Below are 15,018 nucleotides of genomic sequence, written 5' to 3'. Positions count from 1 at the left end.
TGGAGTTCGCCCATGATGTTAAGTAAGAAAAACAGCGAAGCTCTGGATGTCTTCAGTGAAAAGCTGGAAGTTGAGGGCCGCAGCCTGTGGCAGGATGCGCGTCGTCGCTTTATCCATAACCGTGCTGCGCTACTGAGTTTGCTGGTGCTGGTGCTGATCGCGCTGTTCGTGGTGTTCGCCCCGATGCTGTCGCAGTTCCGCTATGACGACACCGACTGGGGCATGATGTCCGCGCCGCCGGATACCACCTCCGGACACTGGTTCGGCACGGACTCCTCAGGCCGCGATCTGCTGGTGCGCGTGGCCATCGGTGGCCGTATCTCACTGATGGTGGGGATTGCCTCTGCGTTGATTGCCGTGCTGGTGGGTACCTTGTATGGCTCAGCTGCCGGTTATCTCGGCGGTAAAACCGACTCGGTGATGATGCGTATCCTGGAAATCCTCAACTCCTTCCCGTTTATGTTCTTCGTCATTCTGCTGGTGACCTTCTTTGGCCGTAACATCCTGCTGATTTTTGTCGCCATCGGCATGGTGTCGTGGCTGGATATGGCGCGTATCGTGCGTGGCCAGACGCTGGGCCTGAAACGCAAAGAGTTTATTGAAGCGGCCCAGGTCGGTGGGGTATCCACCACCAATATCGTGCTGCGTCATATCGTGCCTAACGTGTTGGGTGTGGTCGTGGTGTATGCCTCGCTGCTGGTACCCAGCATGATCCTGTTTGAATCCTTCCTGAGTTTCCTCGGACTGGGTACCCAGGAGCCGCTGAGTAGCTGGGGCGCGCTGCTGAGCGATGGTGCCAACTCCATGGAAGTTTCACCCTGGCTGCTGCTGTTTCCAGCAGGATTCCTGGTGGTCACGCTGTTCTGTTTTAACTTTATCGGCGATGGCCTGCGTGATGCCCTCGACCCGAAAGATCGTTGAGGAGTTTCCCGATGACCATTCATGAATTTCAGCCAGCAATGGCGGCCCGTGCGGGAAACAACCTGTTGTTAGACGTTAAAGATCTGCGTGTGACCTTTGGCACGCACGATGGTGACGTCACCGCCGTCAACGACCTCAACTTTTCCCTGCGTGCCGGTGAAACCCTCGGGATCGTAGGGGAGTCCGGTTCGGGTAAATCGCAGACGGCCTTTGCCCTGATGGGGCTGCTGGCAAAAAACGGTCGTATTGGTGGTTCGGCAAAGTTTAACGGCCAGGAGATTCTCAACCTGCCGGAAAATCAACTGAATAAGCTGCGCGCCGAGCAGATCGCGATGATTTTCCAGGATCCGATGACCTCGCTGAACCCGTATATGCGCGTCGGTGAACAGCTGATGGAAGTGCTGAAGCTGCACAAAGGGATGAACAGCGCGCAGGCGTTTGAAGAGTCGGTGCGCATGCTGGATGCGGTAAAAATGCCGGAAGCACGCAAACGCATGAAAATGTTCCCGCACGAATTCTCCGGCGGGATGCGTCAGCGCGTGATGATTGCTATGGCATTGCTATGCCGTCCTAAATTACTGATCGCCGATGAGCCAACCACCGCGCTGGACGTGACAGTGCAGGCGCAGATCATGACGTTGCTGAACGAACTCAAACGCGAGTTCAACACCGCGATCATTATGATTACCCACGATCTGGGCGTGGTAGCGGGAATCTGTGACAAGGTACTGGTGATGTATGCCGGACGTACCATGGAATATGGCCGGGCGCGCGATGTGTTCTATCAACCGGCGCATCCTTACTCCATTGGTTTGCTGAGCGCGGTGCCGCGTCTGGATGCTGAAGGCGAGTCGCTGATGACCATTCCGGGTAATCCACCTAACCTGTTGCGTCTGCCACAGGGTTGTCCATTCCTGCCTCGCTGCCCGCATGCGATGGATATCTGTGCCACAGCCCCGGCGCTGGAACCTTTTGGTGAAGGACGCCTGCGTGCCTGCTTTAAGCCGGTGGAGGAATTAGTATGAACACCGTAGCGGAAAAGAAAGTGTTACTGGAAATCGCCGATCTGAAGGTGCATTTCGATATCAAAGATGGCAAGCAGTGGTTCTGGCAGCCAGCCAAAACCCTGAAAGCGGTCGATGGCGTCAGCCTGCGCTTATATGAAGGGGAGACCCTCGGCGTGGTGGGAGAGTCCGGCTGTGGTAAATCGACGCTGGCGCGTGCCATTATCGGGCTGGTGAAGGCGACAGAAGGGCGTGTTGCCTGGTTGGGGCGGGATCTGCTGGGACAGAGTCAGGAAGAGTGGCGCAAAGCGCGCAGCGATATCCAGATGATCTTCCAGGACCCGTTAGCGTCGCTCAACCCGCGTATGACCATCGGCGATATTATCGCGGAGCCGCTGCGTACCTATCATCCCAGGATGTCACGTCAGGAAGTGAAGGATAAGGTTAAAAGCATGATGATGAAGGTTGGCCTGCTGCCGAACCTTATCAACCGTTATCCTCACGAGTTCTCCGGTGGTCAGTGCCAGCGTATTGGGATCGCCCGTGCGTTGATTCTGGAACCGAAACTGATCATTTGTGATGAGCCAGTATCGGCACTTGATGTGTCAATTCAGGCGCAGGTGGTGAACCTGTTGCAGCAGCTGCAACGTGAGATGGGGTTATCGCTGATCTTCATTGCTCACGATTTGGCCGTGGTGAAGCACATCTCCGACCGCGTGCTGGTGATGTACCTGGGCCATGCGGTGGAACTGGGGACGTATGATGCGGTGTACAACAACCCGCAGCATCCTTACACCCGTGCGCTGATGTCGGCGGTGCCGATTCCCGATCCGGATCTGGAAAAGAATAAACAGATCCAGTTGCTGGAAGGAGAACTGCCGTCGCCGATCAATCCACCATCAGGTTGCGTCTTCCGTACCCGCTGCCCGATTGCCGGGCCAGAGTGCGCGAAAACACGACCATTACTCGAAGGCAGCTTCCGCCATGCGGTGTCCTGCCTCAAGGTGGACCCGATGTAAAACAAAACGCCGGGCGATTGCCCGGCGTTCTTTTGTGACCCTATTCGCGCCAGAGAATATGGCACAGTTTGTGGTCTTTCTCGCGACACAGCAGAATGCGCGCAAAGACATCGGTAATCGGCTCACCGTCCGCTTCACCGAGTCCAATCACCACTTCAGAGAAAAAGTCAGGATTCAGGTCAAAATCGACATGTTCCTGCCAGTCTTCCGAAGGATCGAACAGCTCAGCGCCACCACGTTCCTCAAACTGCAGATTGAACAGAATGATATCGGCCGGATCGAGGTTGTCACCTGCCAGTTCCAGAAAAATATCGTAAGCCTGCTCCAGCGTTTCATCTTCAGTCAGGCGGTTATTTAAATCCATGGTCATTTGCGTGCCCTGCGGCGGTAAATATTTCCGCTCGTTTTACAGTAAAGGACTGAAGAAGTAAAACAGTCGTTCGACGATGCGCTGCCACCAGGCACGTTTTGCCCAGCGGGTGCCATCCAGCAGGCGTGAGCGGGCGATATAGTCATCCTGGACACAAGCAAGATCGCTGCCAAACCCGGCATCATCCACCACCAGGGTAATCTCAAAATTGAGCCACAGGCTGCGCATATCCAGATTCACGGTGCCCACCAGGCTGAGCTGACCATCGACCAGCACGCTCTTGGTATGTAACAGCCCATCCTCGAACTGATAAATCTTCACCCCGGCTTCCAGCAGCTCGGTGAAGAAGGCGCGGCTGGCCCAGCCCACCAGCAGGGAATCGTTATGACGTGGCACAATAATGCTGACTTCCACCCCGCGCAGCGCCGCAGTACAAATGGCATGCAGCAAATCATCGCTGGGCACGAAGTAGGGGGTCGTCATAATCAACTGGTGACGTGCGGAATAGACTGCCGTTAACAACGCCTGATGGATCATGTCCTCCGGGAAGCCGGGACCGGAAGCAATCACCTGAATGGTGTGACCACTCTCCTGTTCGAACGGCATGATATTGGCATCAGGGGCGGGCGGCAGGATGCGCTTGCCGGTTTCAATCTCCCAGTCGCATGAGTAGACAATGCCCATGGTGGTGGCGACCGGGCCTTCCATACGGGCCATCATATCAATCCATTGACCCACACCTGCGTCCTGCTTGAAGAAGCGTGGATCAACCAGATTCATGCTGCCGGTGTAGGCAATGTAGTTATCAATCAGCACCACCTTGCGATGCTGGCGCAAATCCATACGGCGCAGGAACACACGCAGCAGGCTGACCTGTAACGCCTCTACCACATCGATACCGGCATTACGCATCATGCCGGGCCACGGACTGCGGAAAAAGGCCACGCTGCCGGCGGAGTCGAGCATCAGGCGGCAGTGCACACCACGCCGTGATGCCGCCATCAGCGATTCAGCCACTTCGTCTGCCAGCCCGCCGGGTTGCCAGATATAGAACACCATCTCGATATTGTGGCGAGCCAGCTGAATATCGCGGATTAAGGCATGCATCACATCATCGGAGTTGGTCAGCAACTGGAGCTGGTTGCCTTTTACTCCGGCAATACCCTGACGATGGTGGCACAGCTGAAACAACGATAGCGCCACGTCGCTGTGCTCAGTGGCGAAGATATGGCGGCATTGTTTCAGGTCGTTGAGCCATTTGGCCGTTGACGGCCACATGGTGCGCGCACGCTCCGCACGGCGTTTGCCCAGATGCAGTTCACCAAATGACAAATACGCAATAATACCCACCAGCGGCAGAATATAGATGATGAGCAACCAGGCCATGGCAGAAGTTACAGCACGGCGTTTCATCAGAATTCGCAGTGTCACACCCGCAATGAGTAACCAGTAGCCAAACAGTAGCAACCAACTGATCAGGGTATAAAATGTGGTCATTAAGTGGACGTCCCGTTCGCGCTTTGATGAGCAAAGTTTACGTGCTGATGAACGGTAGCGAAACCTTTAATCATAACGGGTTATCGATAAGCGATTCGAATTGGCATTTTATGGCAGATCACTATAATGCGTGCCGGTGATTAGCCAGTCAGAGAGGATGTGATGAGACGAAGCAGAAATGAAGTGGCTCGCTGGAGAATGTTACGTCAGGTACAGCGCCGTCGTGCGCGCTGGCTGGAAGGGCAATCCCGGCGCTATAAACGTATTCACGCCATTCGTCACCAGGTTGCGCAGCAACACCGTCGCTCTATCCTGTTCATCACCCAAAATACCTGATGGGAAAGCGCGGCGTTAAACGCCGCGTAACACTAAGGTCAGGTTTACCATCTGTAGCGCGGCAGCCAGCACAATCAACATCACGATGTGCTGACGGGCGCTGCGAAAGCCCTGCCGACGCCATATCCAGAGTGCTCTGCCAAGCAATGCGAAGACAATGATCAGCAGAACAAGTGCGCGCCACATCTAGAAAACACGTTTAAATGGCTTGACCGCAACCTGCTTATACACCCCGGCTGCAATATAGGGGTCATCATTGGCCCAGGATTGTGCCGCTTCCAGCGATGGGAACTCGGCAATCACGGTTGAACCGGTAAAACCGGCGGCACCGGGATCATTGCTATCAACCGCAGGCATCGGACCTGCCACAATCAGACGACCTTCATCCTGCAATAGTTGCAGACGCGCCAGGTGGGCAGGGCGTACAGAAGTACGTTTTTCCAGTGAATCAGCATTGTCTTCCGCATAAATGACATAAAGCACGATTGGGAACTCCCGTTAAACTGGTCAGATTTGCGAAACACGTTAAGTGATCGGTAAACAGAGTGCAAACGAAAGATATTTCCTGCGCCATTCTGCGCAAATGGGGCTAAAAAAGGCATTTACTGGTACGCACTTAACACTGCTTATTGAAACTGATTGCTATTTGCATTTAAAATCTTCGCTTCACTCAATGAACATGACTGTTATGACGACGCTGACTACGCCTTTCCCAAAACGTACCCCCGTTTCTCTGCTGTTGTCCGTGGTACTTCACGGCACAGTAATTGCTGGCATTCTCTATGCATCGTTTCATCAGGTCATTGAGGTTCCTAAAGCATCACAACCGATTAGCGTAAGCATGGTGGCACCGGAAGTGCAGCCAGAACCTGCGCCGACAGTGCAGACGCCACCGCCACCGCCGGAACCCGAACCTACACCGGAGCCGGTTCCTGAAGTTGCCCCGGAACCCCCTAAAGCTGAGCCGGTCCCGATTCCGATTCCAAAACCTGAGCCTAAGCCAAAACCTAAGCCGAAGGTAGAGAAAAAGCACGAACCGAAACGTGAGGTAAAACCGCGTGAGGAAACGAAGCCACAGGCTCCGGTAAAAACCGACGCGCCGACCACGCAGACACGGCCGACAACGGCACCGAAAACCAATCCGACCTCAACGCCATCAGTTTCAGACGGTCCGAAAGCGATGAACGTCAGCAAACCCGCTTATCCGGCACGCGCGTTTGCGCTGCGTGTGGAAGGTCGGGTGCGGGTGCAGTTTGATGTTGATAGTGATGGTCGCGTTGATAATATTCAGATTCTCTCGGCTGAACCACGCAACATGTTTGAACGCGAAGTGAAGCAAGCGATGAAAAAATGGCGCTATCAGCCAGGACGTCCGGGCACTAACCTGACGATGAATATTGTGTTCCGTATCAACGGTGGCGCGAATATCGAATAAGATGAGAAAGCGGTCAGAGGACCGCTTTTTTTATCGCGGTTAATCACTGAGGTTGGCTTTACCCGGTGGCAACGGGCGTGACTTACCTGTGTTGTCGATGGCGACATAGATAAATACCGCCTCGGTGGCACAGTAGGTCTGGCCAATCGGCTCTGAAGACACTTTTTTGATCCACACTTCGACATTGATGGTCATGGAGCTGTTGCCAGTACGGATACAGCGGCAATAGCAGCTCACCACATCACCCACCGCAACGGGTTTGAGGAAACTCATACCATCCACGCGCACGGTTGCCACGCGACCTTCGGCAATCTCTTTCGCCAGAATCGCACCGCCCATATCCATCTGCGACATCAGCCAGCCGCCAAAGATATCACCATTGGCGTTGGTATCGGCTGGCATTGCCAGCGTGCGCAGCACCATTTCGCCTTGCGGCAATTTGTGTTTTTCGTCCATTGCTTCAGTTCTTATGCAGGTGATGGCGGCAGGCGCCAAAAAACCCGGCAATTGCCGGGCATCATTCATTATTTTTCTTCTTGTTGCGGCATGTGTCGCCAGATATACACGCCACTTAACAGGGTAAACAGCAGGGTAAGACCGGTCAGACCAAACACTTTAAAGTTAACCCAAAATTCCTGTGATAACCAAAATGCAACATAAATATTTGCCAGACCGCAGGCGAGGAAGAAAATGGCCCAGGCCACATTCAGACGTCGCCAGACACCATCCGGTAACTGCAACTCTTTCCCCAGCATGCTCTGAATCAGCGGTTGTTTCATAAACCATTGGCTGTAGAGCAATGCCAGCGCAAACAGGGAATAGATCACCGTCACTTTCCACTTGATGAATTCATCGTTGTGGAACACCAACGTCAGAGTGCCGAACACTGCCACCAGCACGAAAGTGAAGATGGTCATTTTCTCCAGCTTGCGGTACAGCACCCAGCTGACGATCAGCGCAATGCCGGTGGCAACCACCAGTGCGCCGGAGGCGACAAAAATGTCGTAGAGCTTGTAGAAAATGAAGAACACGACCAGTGGAAGAAAATCGAGTAACTGCTTCATAGGATATCCAGTCAGGGGCGGCAATTAAGGCGCTCAATGAGCGCCATAATCCTTAACGTAACAGCATATAGAGCCGGTACAAATAGATAATCAGAATGGCGGAAACCAGGTTCCCCAGTGCATTCAGTACCACAGAAGCCACATTGGCGGGCAGCACCGTCAGCGAAGAAAAGAAGAACATCAGCGCGATTTTAGCCAGCAACCAGACAATGATGGCCGGGGCGATCAGTTTGACGTTTTTCCAGGCCATACGCATGCTGGCGCGCATGGCGCGCATCACACCCATCTTTTCACTGACCAGCATCACCGGTGCCAGCGAGAACAGGATCGCCAAAAGAACGCCAGGCACCATCAGCACCATAAAGCCAAGCTGAACCAGTAAAGTGATTAAAAAGGTTTGCAGCAGCAATTTCGGCAGCAATGGTGCGGAAGCACCAATAGCACGCAGGGCGCTGACACGTAGACCCGCCGAGACCATCGGGATCAGGCATAGCATGCCGCCCAGCAGCAGGGTGTTGCCCACCAGCGCCGCAAAGGTACCGGCAGCGGAAGCGCGCAGCAAAATGCGTTGTTGATCCGGCGACATATTCTGTACCAGCTCAAACAGCGAGGATGCGCTGTCATCACTCTGACTCAGCAGTGACAACTGGTCGGCACCGGGGGTCAGGGCATGGCCGATAATCACGGTAATAAACGAGGTAAGCAACGCCATCAGCACAACAGTAATCAGCTGATGGCGCAGAAAATTTCCTGTGTCACGGTATAACGAGCTTGCCGTGATAGACATGTACACTCCTTGAAGGAACCGGGTTAATTAACCCGGCGATTGTACATGTTCTGCGGGCATGCTGGCACCCGCATTAGGATAACTTTCTGTCATGTCTGGTAAAGATGGGCAAAAAAGCGCGGGCAAACCATAGCGCGCCCTGGCCCGATCGCAGGCTTCGTTCAGTACACCGTGCTCGCCTGACATCGCAAACTCACGACAGGGTGACGGGCGCTGTTGATAGATGCCACATGAGACACAACCACCAATTTCGCCCTGCAACGCCACACAGCGCGGCGTACGCGCGTTCGTGCCACGCATATTGCGCATCAGCAGACTTAAAGGCTCAGTTAATTCCACCGGTACCGCACCGCCAGCATCGTCAGCTTCGGCCCAATAGAAAGACACTCGGAAATGGGCGCAGCAGGCGCCACAGGTCATACAAGGGTTGGATGAATCGCTCATTTGATCGCCCGCTTCTCCTAAGCATCGAACCAAAATCAACGGCAGAGTTCAGCAAAGTAATCACGGCGCGAAATTTTCGCAAGCAGATTTTTATTTCCTGCTGTAACGCCAAAATTGATCTGAATCAATTCATTGTTTTATAAGTGATTTATCTGAAATGATTCAGATGCAATTTGTCAAGAAACGCGATAGATCTCTTGCCACAAACTTCGTCACTACATCAATAACAAATGGGCAAAGGAGTGAATATGAAACTGGCAAAATGCGCGCTGCTGGTGGCACTGGCAATTCCACAACTGGCACTGGCTCACGAAGCAGGTGATTTCTTTATGCGTGTGGGTACCGCAACGGTACGTCCCACAGAAAGCTCGCAAAATGTGTTGGGATTGGGGGGATTTAACGTCAGCAATGACACCCAGATGGGTCTGACCTTCACCTACATGGCAACCGATAACATTGGTATTGAATTGCTGGCGGCTACGCCTTTCAGACACAAAGTCGGCCTGAATGCGACCGGTAATATTGCCACCGTCCATCAGCTACCGCCAACGCTGATGGCGCAATACTATTTCTTAGACAGTAACAGTAAATTCCGGCCTTATGTGGGTGCGGGTATTAACTACACGATGTTCTTTGATAAAAGTTTCAACCAAACCGGGCAAGATGCCGGGCTGAGCGATCTCAAAATGAAAAATTCATGGGGGGTGGCGGGACAGGTTGGTGTTGATTATCAAATCAACCGGGACTGGATGCTGAACGCATCACTGTGGTACATGGATATTGATACCAATGTGAAATTTAAAGCGGCTGGTGAACAGCAGAATATCCATACCAATATTAATCCCTTTGTTTTCTTCTTTGGTGTTGGTTACCGTTTCTGATCGGGACAAAAAACTCGGGCGACCTGTTGGCCGCCCGATTGCTTATTTGATTTGCATATTATTAACCACGGATTTCACACCTGCGACGCTGCGCGTAACGGCCACCGCACGGTTCGCCATCTGGGGTGAACTGACAAAACCACTTAACTGCACCCGACCTTTGAAGGTTTCTACATTGATCTCGGTTGATTTCAGCGAGTCATCCTTCAGCAATTCAGTTTTCACTTTCGTCGTGATCACGGTGTCATCGATATAACCACCGGTCCCTTCCTGTGTCGATGTAGGTGCACAAGCGCTGAGCGTCAGCGCCATCACCGCAGCCATCAGCAATCCCGCAACGATTTTGAACAGTTTCATCGGTTATCTCCCTGTCATACATGATGTTTCACCGCGATGTGACGGTGCGCTTAAAGTGTGGTGTGGCAACGGGAAATGGTCAAATCAGCACAGCGAAAAAACGCGAAATGATCATAATGACGGGAGAAAGGAAAACCACCTTACCCGCAGCGTGAGCGGATAAGGCGGGCAGGGCATTAACGGGTGGCGGCTTTCAGATTGCTGACAAAGGTTTGCAGCTCGTTCAGCATCACATCAGGTTGGTTAAGGTTACGTTCGATGATCTTCACAATCGCCGATCCCGAAATCGCACCGGCCGCACCGGCCGCTACCGCTTCTTTCACCTGACCGGGTTCTGAGATACCGAACCCCTGCAATGGCGGCGCAGCATGGTATTCATGCAGTTTGTCGATCAGATGCTGCAGCGGCACGTGAGCGCGGTTTTCTGAACCGGTTACCCCGGCGCGTGACAGAAAATAAGTGTAGCCACGGCCATGTGAAGCGATCTCGCGCAGCAGGTCATCATCGGCATTCGGCGGGCAGATAAAGATTGGTGCGACGTTGTGACGCATCGCTGCCTGGCGGAACGGGGCTGATTCTTCCACCGGGACATCTGCCACCAGCACGGAATCCACACCCACAGCTTCACATTGCGCGTAAAAATTATCGATCCCTTTACTGAACACCAGGTTCGCGTACATCAGCAGACCAATCGGCAGGTCGGGGTATTTCTGGCGCACGCTGGCGAGAATTTCGAAGCATTGCGCGGTGGTGGTACCGGCAGCAAAAGCTCGCAGCGTGGCGTTCTGGATAGTCGGGCCATCCGCAAGTGGATCGGAAAAGGGAATGCCTAACTCCAGTGCATCGGCACCACCGGCAACCAATGCATCAATAATTTTCAGCGACATCTCCGGCGAGGGATCGCCGAGGGTAACGAAAGGAACGAACGCACCTTCTTTGTTCGCCGACAGACGTTTAAATAGCTGATTATAACGTTCCATCAGATCTCTCCCTTCGCTTTCAGAATATCGTGAACGGTGAAAATATCTTTATCACCGCGGCCGGACAGGTTAACCACCAGCAATTGCTCTTTTTCCGGATTCTCGCGGATCATCTTCAGCGCATGGGCCAGCGCATGAGATGACTCCAGTGCCGGGATAATACCTTCTGAACGCGACAGCTGCTTAAAGGCATCCAGCGCTTCGTCATCGGTAATCGACACATATTCAGCACGACCGATGCTGTTGAGATGGGCATGTTGCGGTCCGACAGACGGGAAGTCGAGACCGGCAGAGATGGAGTAGGATTCTTCAATCTGTCCCTCTTCAGTCTGCATCATCGGCGCTTTCATACCGAAGTAGATACCTACGCGGCCGTGTTTTAGCGGCGCACCGTGTTCGCCGGTTTCGATACCGTGACCTGCCGGTTCCACGCCGATCAGGCCAACGCTGGTTTCATCGATAAAATCAGCAAACATACCGATAGCGTTCGAGCCACCACCGACACAAGCCAGCACCGCATCCGGCAGGCGTCCTTCTTTTTCCAGAATCTGCGCTTTGGTCTCTTCGCCGATCATACGCTGGAATTCGCGAACGATGGTTGGGAACGGGTGTGGACCAGCAGCGGTACCGAGCATGTAGTGGGCCGTTTCATAGCTGCCAGACCAGTCGCGCAGGGCCTCGTTACAGGCGTCTTTCAGCGTCGCCGAGCCACTGTGTACCGGAATAACTTCGGCCCCCATCAGACGCATACGGAACACGTTTGGTGACTGACGTTCGACGTCCTTCGCACCCATATAAATGCGGCACTTCATCCCGAGTAACGCACATGCCAGCGCCGAGGCAACGCCGTGCTGACCGGCTCCGGTTTCTGCGATGATTTCGTTTTTACCCATGCGCTTTGCCAGTAATGCCTGGCCCAGCACCTGGTTGGTTTTATGCGCGCCACCGTGCAGCAGGTCTTCCCGCTTCAGATACAGGCGGGTTTTACTGCCTTTAGTCAGGTTGCGGCACAATGTCAGTGCGGTAGGGCGACCCGCATAGTTCTTCAGCAGGTCAGTAAATTCCGCCTGAAATTCCGGATCGCGCTGAGCCTCGACAAACGCGGCCTCCAGCTGACGCAAAGCCGGCATCAGGATTTGCGGCACATACTGGCCGCCAAATTCGCCAAAATAGGGATTCAGTAACGTCATCTTCTCATCTTCCTTATCCAACCCGCTCCCGGCGGGCAAGAGAAATTAATAGGCGCGTAACGTGCGGAATACTGCGGCGATCTTGCTGGCATCTTTAATACCAGGGGCCGATTCCACACCAGAGTTGAAATCCAGACCCGCACAACCGAGCTGTGCGGCTTCGACGCAGTTGTCGGCGCTTAATCCACCGGCTAGCAGCACGTTGTCCAGCTTCTGGCCTTGCAACAGTGACCAGTCAAAACGCTGGCCGGTACCGCCCTGGCCATTATCAAAGACATAACGATCGACGTGCGGCCAGTCGCGTGCGGGTAACGCGTCTTTGATGCTCAGCGCTTTCCAGATCTGCACATTAGCAGGCAGAGTCTGGCGTAATTCGGCAACAAACGTCGGGTCTTCATCGCCGTGCAGCTGAACCGCAAACAGGTTGAGTGCCGTCGCCTGCGTGACAACGTCACTGATACTGTTGTTACGGAACACGCCGACGTATTTCAACGGTGCCGCGGCAATCACCGCCTGGGCCTGTTCAGTGCTGACCTGGCGCGGTGAACCCGCCGCAAAAATCACGCCGCCGTAGATAGCACCGGCTTCATGCGCGACGCGGGCATCTTCCGCTCGAGTCAGGCCACATACTTTATTCGCACCCATCAGCACGCGACGTACCGCAGCATTGAGATCGTCTTCTTCCATCAGAGCGGAACCGATCAGGAAACCGTTAGCGAAATGGCTCAGCTCACGTACCTGAGCATAGTTATGAATGCCGGACTCGCTAATCACCGTCACGCCATGGCCGAGACGGGGGGCCAGCTGGCGCGTACGATTCAGGTCAATCGACAGATCGCGCAGATCGCGGTTATTGATGCCGACCACCTTCGCTTCCAGTGCAATGGCGCGCTCCAGCTCTTCTTCATTGCTGACTTCAGTCAGAATGCCCATTTTCAGGCTATGGGCCACGGCAGCCAGCTGGCGATACTGATCATCATCCAGCACTGACAGCATCAGCAGGATGGCATCGGCCTGATAATGACGTGCCAGGTAAATCTGGTAAGGGTCGATGATAAAATCTTTGCACAGTACCGGCTGGGTAATCGCTGCACTGACGATGGGCAGAAATTCGAAGTTGCCCTGGAAGTATTTCTCATCGGTCAGCACTGATACCGCAGAAGCATAATGACGATAGACGCCAGCGATGGTGGCGGGATCAAAGTCGTCGCGAATCAAACCCTTCGACGGGGACGCTTTCTTACATTCCAGAATAAAAGCGGTACGCGTGCCGCGCAGCGCATCGTAAAAATGGCGTTCGGCCGGTTGCAGGCTGTTCTGGAAGGTCGTCAGTGGTTGCTGTGTTTTGCGCGCTTCCACCCATACGGCTTTATCCAGCACAATTTTTTCTAACACGGTTCCCTTAATGCTCATCTCATCCTCTCGCTGCCAGGGCGACAACGCGTTCGTATGCCTGGCCGCTGCGAATCGCGGTAAGGGCACGCTGCGCATTGTCACGCAAATCTTCATTACCAAATACTTTCAGCAACATCGCCACGTTGACCGCCACGGCTTCCTCGTGGGCTTGCTGGCCTTTACCCTGGAGTAAACGCGTCAGAATGTCACGGTTTTCTTCCGGAGTGCCGCCCGCCAGGGCTTCTTTGTCGTGATAACGGAAACCAAAGTCTTCCGGGGTTAGCTGATAACCGGTGATTTCACCGTCACGCAGTTCCGCTACCTGGGTCGGACTGTGCAGCGCAACCTCATCCATACCGCCGCCATGCACCACAGCTGCACGCTGATAGCCAAGCACTTTCAGCGTCTGGGCGATGGGCAGCACCAGCTCCGGACTGTAGACACCGATCACCGCCAGCGGTGGACGCGCCGGATTGATCAATGGGCCGAGCACGTTAAACAGCGTGCGGGTTTTTAGCTGCTGACGCACCGGCATCGCATGGCGGAAACCGCTGTGATACTGCGGGGCAAACAGGAAACACACATTCAAATCATCCAGCGCACGCCGCGCCTGTTCTGCGGGCATATCCAGATTGATGCCGAACGCTGCCAGCAGGTCGGACGAACCGGACTTGCTCGACACGCTGCGGTTGCCATGTTTCGCCACTTTCAGCCCACAGGTGGCCGCGACAAAAGCACTGGCAGTGGAAATATTGATACTGTTGCTGCCATCGCCACCGGTGCCGACGATATCGGCAAAGGTGTAATCCGGACGCGGGAAGGGTTTGGCATCTTCCAGCAGCGCGGAGGCGGCACCGGCGATCTCTTCCGGGCGCTCGCCACGTACTTTCATGGCGATTAGCGCGGCTGCCAGTTGGGTCGGTTCCAGCTGGCCGGTAATAATGGCGCTAAACAGCTGATGGCTCTCGGCCTGGGTCAGTGTCTGGGCCTGATAAAGTTTTTCCAGAATAGCTTGCATCATTATCTCCCTATTACTTCGCCAGCGCCCAGGCCAGCGTTTGTTCTAACAAACGTGCGCCCTGGGTGGTCAGAATAGATTCAGGATGGAACTGGAAACCGCACACGCGGTCGGCATCGTGGCGCACAGCCATCACCATGCCGTTATAGCTGGCATTTACCGTCAGTTCAGCGGGGGTATTGCTGCCAACCAGCGAGTGATAACGCGCGACCGGCAGCGGATTGCTCAGGCCGGCAAACATGCCGATGCCATCATGGGTAATTGACGAGACTTTCCCGTGCAGAATCTCACCCGCCTGGCCGACATGACCGCCGTAGGCC

General features: G+C 54.2%; 18 protein-coding genes and 1 pseudogene. 6 read left to right on the top strand and 13 right to left on the bottom strand.

The window, feature by feature from the left end:
* Positions 1–12: 12 nt before the first annotated feature.
* Genes oppC through oppF form a run of 3 tightly spaced genes read left to right on the top strand, consistent with a single transcriptional unit; the run spans position 13 to position 2,944 of the window.
* Positions 13–921, top strand: coding sequence for an oligopeptide ABC transporter permease OppC (gene oppC / locus PW844_RS10565; protein ID WP_299451195.1), 909 nt, complete (start codon positions 13–15; stop codon positions 919–921).
* Positions 922–932: 11 nt separating this feature from the next.
* The gene (locus PW844_RS10560; protein WP_299451193.1) at positions 933–1,946 is read left to right on the top strand and encodes an ABC transporter ATP-binding protein; all 1,014 of its coding nucleotides are present in this window, start codon (positions 933–935) and stop codon (positions 1,944–1,946) included.
* On the top strand, positions 1,943–2,944 hold the full coding sequence (oppF, locus tag PW844_RS10555; protein ID WP_299451191.1) for a murein tripeptide/oligopeptide ABC transporter ATP binding protein OppF: 1,002 nt from the start codon (positions 1,943–1,945) through the stop codon (positions 2,942–2,944). Before PW844_RS10560 ends, oppF begins: the two co-directional genes overlap by 4 nt.
* Positions 2,945–2,984: 40 nt before the next feature.
* Here the strand turns inward: oppF and PW844_RS10550 are convergent, their stop codons facing one another.
* Together PW844_RS10550 and cls are read right to left on the bottom strand one after the other, a co-directional pair.
* The gene (locus PW844_RS10550; RefSeq protein WP_013509338.1) at positions 2,985–3,314 is read right to left on the bottom strand and encodes an HI1450 family dsDNA-mimic protein; all 330 of its coding nucleotides are present in this window, start codon (positions 3,312–3,314) and stop codon (positions 2,985–2,987) included.
* A 36-nt stretch (positions 3,315–3,350) separates the two neighbouring features.
* On the bottom strand, positions 3,351–4,811 hold the full coding sequence (cls, locus tag PW844_RS10545; protein WP_299451186.1) for a cardiolipin synthase: 1,461 nt from the start codon (positions 4,809–4,811) through the stop codon (positions 3,351–3,353).
* A gap of 162 nt (positions 4,812–4,973) precedes the next feature.
* Here cls and PW844_RS10540 point away from each other — a divergent pair, with 162 nt between their 5' ends.
* The gene (locus PW844_RS10540; RefSeq protein WP_013509336.1) at positions 4,974–5,147 is read left to right on the top strand and encodes a YciY family protein; all 174 of its coding nucleotides are present in this window, start codon (positions 4,974–4,976) and stop codon (positions 5,145–5,147) included.
* A 15-nt stretch (positions 5,148–5,162) separates the two neighbouring features.
* On the opposite strand, the gene PW844_RS10535 is transcribed toward PW844_RS10540, so the two are convergent.
* Entirely contained in the window at positions 5,163–5,333 is a 171-nt protein-coding gene (locus PW844_RS10535) for a hypothetical protein (RefSeq protein WP_299451178.1), read from the bottom strand.
* Positions 5,334–5,630, bottom strand: coding sequence for a YciI family protein (locus PW844_RS10530; protein WP_208715290.1), 297 nt, complete (start codon positions 5,628–5,630; stop codon positions 5,334–5,336). It abuts the gene before it with no gap.
* Between the two features lie 205 nt (positions 5,631–5,835).
* Here PW844_RS10530 and tonB point away from each other — a divergent pair, with 205 nt between their 5' ends.
* Positions 5,836–6,582 (top strand): TonB system transport protein TonB, encoded by a 747-nt coding sequence (gene tonB, locus PW844_RS10525; protein WP_299451173.1) that lies wholly within the window; start codon positions 5,836–5,838, stop codon positions 6,580–6,582.
* Between the two features lie 39 nt (positions 6,583–6,621).
* On the opposite strand, the gene yciA is transcribed toward tonB, so the two are convergent.
* From yciA to PW844_RS10505, 4 genes are all read right to left on the bottom strand, one after another.
* Complete coding sequence (yciA, locus tag PW844_RS10520; protein ID WP_041525794.1) at positions 6,622–7,038, bottom strand: acyl-CoA thioester hydrolase YciA; 417 nt, start codon at positions 7,036–7,038, stop codon at positions 6,622–6,624.
* 68 nt (positions 7,039–7,106) lie between these two features.
* Positions 7,107–7,646, bottom strand: a complete 540-nt coding sequence (locus tag PW844_RS10515) for a septation protein A (RefSeq protein ID WP_299451169.1) — start codon at positions 7,644–7,646, stop codon at positions 7,107–7,109.
* Between the two features lie 52 nt (positions 7,647–7,698).
* A complete protein-coding gene (locus tag PW844_RS10510; protein ID WP_299451167.1) occupies positions 7,699–8,433 on the bottom strand; it encodes a YciC family protein in 735 nt (244 codons plus the stop codon).
* A 27-nt stretch (positions 8,434–8,460) separates the two neighbouring features.
* A complete protein-coding gene (locus tag PW844_RS10505; RefSeq protein WP_299451165.1) occupies positions 8,461–8,877 on the bottom strand; it encodes a YkgJ family cysteine cluster protein in 417 nt (138 codons plus the stop codon).
* 248 nt (positions 8,878–9,125) lie between these two features.
* On the opposite strand from PW844_RS10505, the gene ompW reads away from it, so the two are divergent.
* The gene (gene ompW / locus PW844_RS10500) at positions 9,126–9,758 is read left to right on the top strand and encodes an outer membrane protein OmpW (protein WP_299451164.1); all 633 of its coding nucleotides are present in this window, start codon (positions 9,126–9,128) and stop codon (positions 9,756–9,758) included.
* Between the two features lie 42 nt (positions 9,759–9,800).
* Here ompW and PW844_RS10495 read toward each other — a convergent pair whose 3' ends face one another.
* From PW844_RS10495 to trpD, 5 genes and pseudogenes are all read right to left on the bottom strand, one after another.
* Positions 9,801–10,115 (bottom strand): BON domain-containing protein, encoded by a 315-nt coding sequence (locus PW844_RS10495; protein ID WP_299451163.1) that lies wholly within the window; start codon positions 10,113–10,115, stop codon positions 9,801–9,803.
* Positions 10,116–10,291: 176 nt separating this feature from the next.
* Positions 10,292–11,095, bottom strand: coding sequence for a tryptophan synthase subunit alpha (trpA, locus tag PW844_RS10490; RefSeq protein WP_299451162.1), 804 nt, complete (start codon positions 11,093–11,095; stop codon positions 10,292–10,294).
* A complete protein-coding gene (gene trpB / locus PW844_RS10485; protein WP_084875136.1) occupies positions 11,095–12,285 on the bottom strand; it encodes a tryptophan synthase subunit beta in 1,191 nt (396 codons plus the stop codon). The genes trpA and trpB overlap by 1 nt, the downstream gene beginning before the upstream one ends.
* Positions 12,286–12,330: 45 nt before the next feature.
* Positions 12,331–13,698, bottom strand: a complete 1,368-nt coding sequence (gene trpCF / locus PW844_RS10480; protein ID WP_299451161.1) for a bifunctional indole-3-glycerol-phosphate synthase TrpC/phosphoribosylanthranilate isomerase TrpF — start codon at positions 13,696–13,698, stop codon at positions 12,331–12,333.
* A gap of 1 nt (position 13,699) precedes the next feature.
* A pseudogene (gene trpD, locus PW844_RS10475) lies at positions 13,700–15,018 on the bottom strand (bifunctional anthranilate synthase glutamate amidotransferase component TrpG/anthranilate phosphoribosyltransferase TrpD); the annotation flags it as partial.

Source organism: Pantoea sp. (assembly GCF_028283705.1).
GTDB lineage: Bacteria > Pseudomonadota > Gammaproteobacteria > Enterobacterales > Enterobacteriaceae > Pantoea.
The sequence above is the reverse complement of the archived record's forward strand: the minus strand, read 5'-3'. Positions and strand labels throughout refer to the sequence as shown.

What these genes read in the sequence shown, in the direction of transcription:
- oppC (WP_299451195.1), top strand. Translation starts at nt 13, where the DNA reads ATGATGTTAAGTAAGAAAAACAGCGAAGCTCTGGATGTCTTCAGTGAA.
- PW844_RS10560 (WP_299451193.1), top strand. Translation starts at nt 933, where the DNA reads ATGACCATTCATGAATTTCAGCCAGCAATGGCGGCCCGTGCGGGAAAC.
- oppF (WP_299451191.1), top strand. Translation starts at nt 1,943, where the DNA reads ATGAACACCGTAGCGGAAAAGAAAGTGTTACTGGAAATCGCCGATCTG.
- PW844_RS10550 (WP_013509338.1), bottom strand. Translation starts at nt 3,314, where the DNA reads ATGACCATGGATTTAAATAACCGCCTGACTGAAGATGAAACGCTGGAG.
- cls (WP_299451186.1), bottom strand. Translation starts at nt 4,811, where the DNA reads ATGACCACATTTTATACCCTGATCAGTTGGTTGCTACTGTTTGGCTAC.
- PW844_RS10540 (WP_013509336.1), top strand. Translation starts at nt 4,974, where the DNA reads ATGAGACGAAGCAGAAATGAAGTGGCTCGCTGGAGAATGTTACGTCAG.
- PW844_RS10535 (WP_299451178.1), bottom strand. Translation starts at nt 5,333, where the DNA reads ATGTGGCGCGCACTTGTTCTGCTGATCATTGTCTTCGCATTGCTTGGC.
- tonB (WP_299451173.1), top strand. Translation starts at nt 5,836, where the DNA reads ATGACGACGCTGACTACGCCTTTCCCAAAACGTACCCCCGTTTCTCTG.
- yciA (WP_041525794.1), bottom strand. Translation starts at nt 7,038, where the DNA reads ATGGACGAAAAACACAAATTGCCGCAAGGCGAAATGGTGCTGCGCACG.
- PW844_RS10515 (WP_299451169.1), bottom strand. Translation starts at nt 7,646, where the DNA reads ATGAAGCAGTTACTCGATTTTCTTCCACTGGTCGTGTTCTTCATTTTC.
- PW844_RS10510 (WP_299451167.1), bottom strand. Translation starts at nt 8,433, where the DNA reads ATGTCTATCACGGCAAGCTCGTTATACCGTGACACAGGAAATTTTCTG.
- PW844_RS10505 (WP_299451165.1), bottom strand. Translation starts at nt 8,877, where the DNA reads ATGAGCGATTCATCCAACCCTTGTATGACCTGTGGCGCCTGCTGCGCC.
- ompW (WP_299451164.1), top strand. Translation starts at nt 9,126, where the DNA reads ATGAAACTGGCAAAATGCGCGCTGCTGGTGGCACTGGCAATTCCACAA.
- PW844_RS10495 (WP_299451163.1), bottom strand. Translation starts at nt 10,115, where the DNA reads ATGAAACTGTTCAAAATCGTTGCGGGATTGCTGATGGCTGCGGTGATG.
- trpA (WP_299451162.1), bottom strand. Translation starts at nt 11,095, where the DNA reads ATGGAACGTTATAATCAGCTATTTAAACGTCTGTCGGCGAACAAAGAA.
- trpB (WP_084875136.1), bottom strand. Translation starts at nt 12,285, where the DNA reads ATGACGTTACTGAATCCCTATTTTGGCGAATTTGGCGGCCAGTATGTG.
- trpCF (WP_299451161.1), bottom strand. Translation starts at nt 13,698, where the DNA reads ATGAGCATTAAGGGAACCGTGTTAGAAAAAATTGTGCTGGATAAAGCC.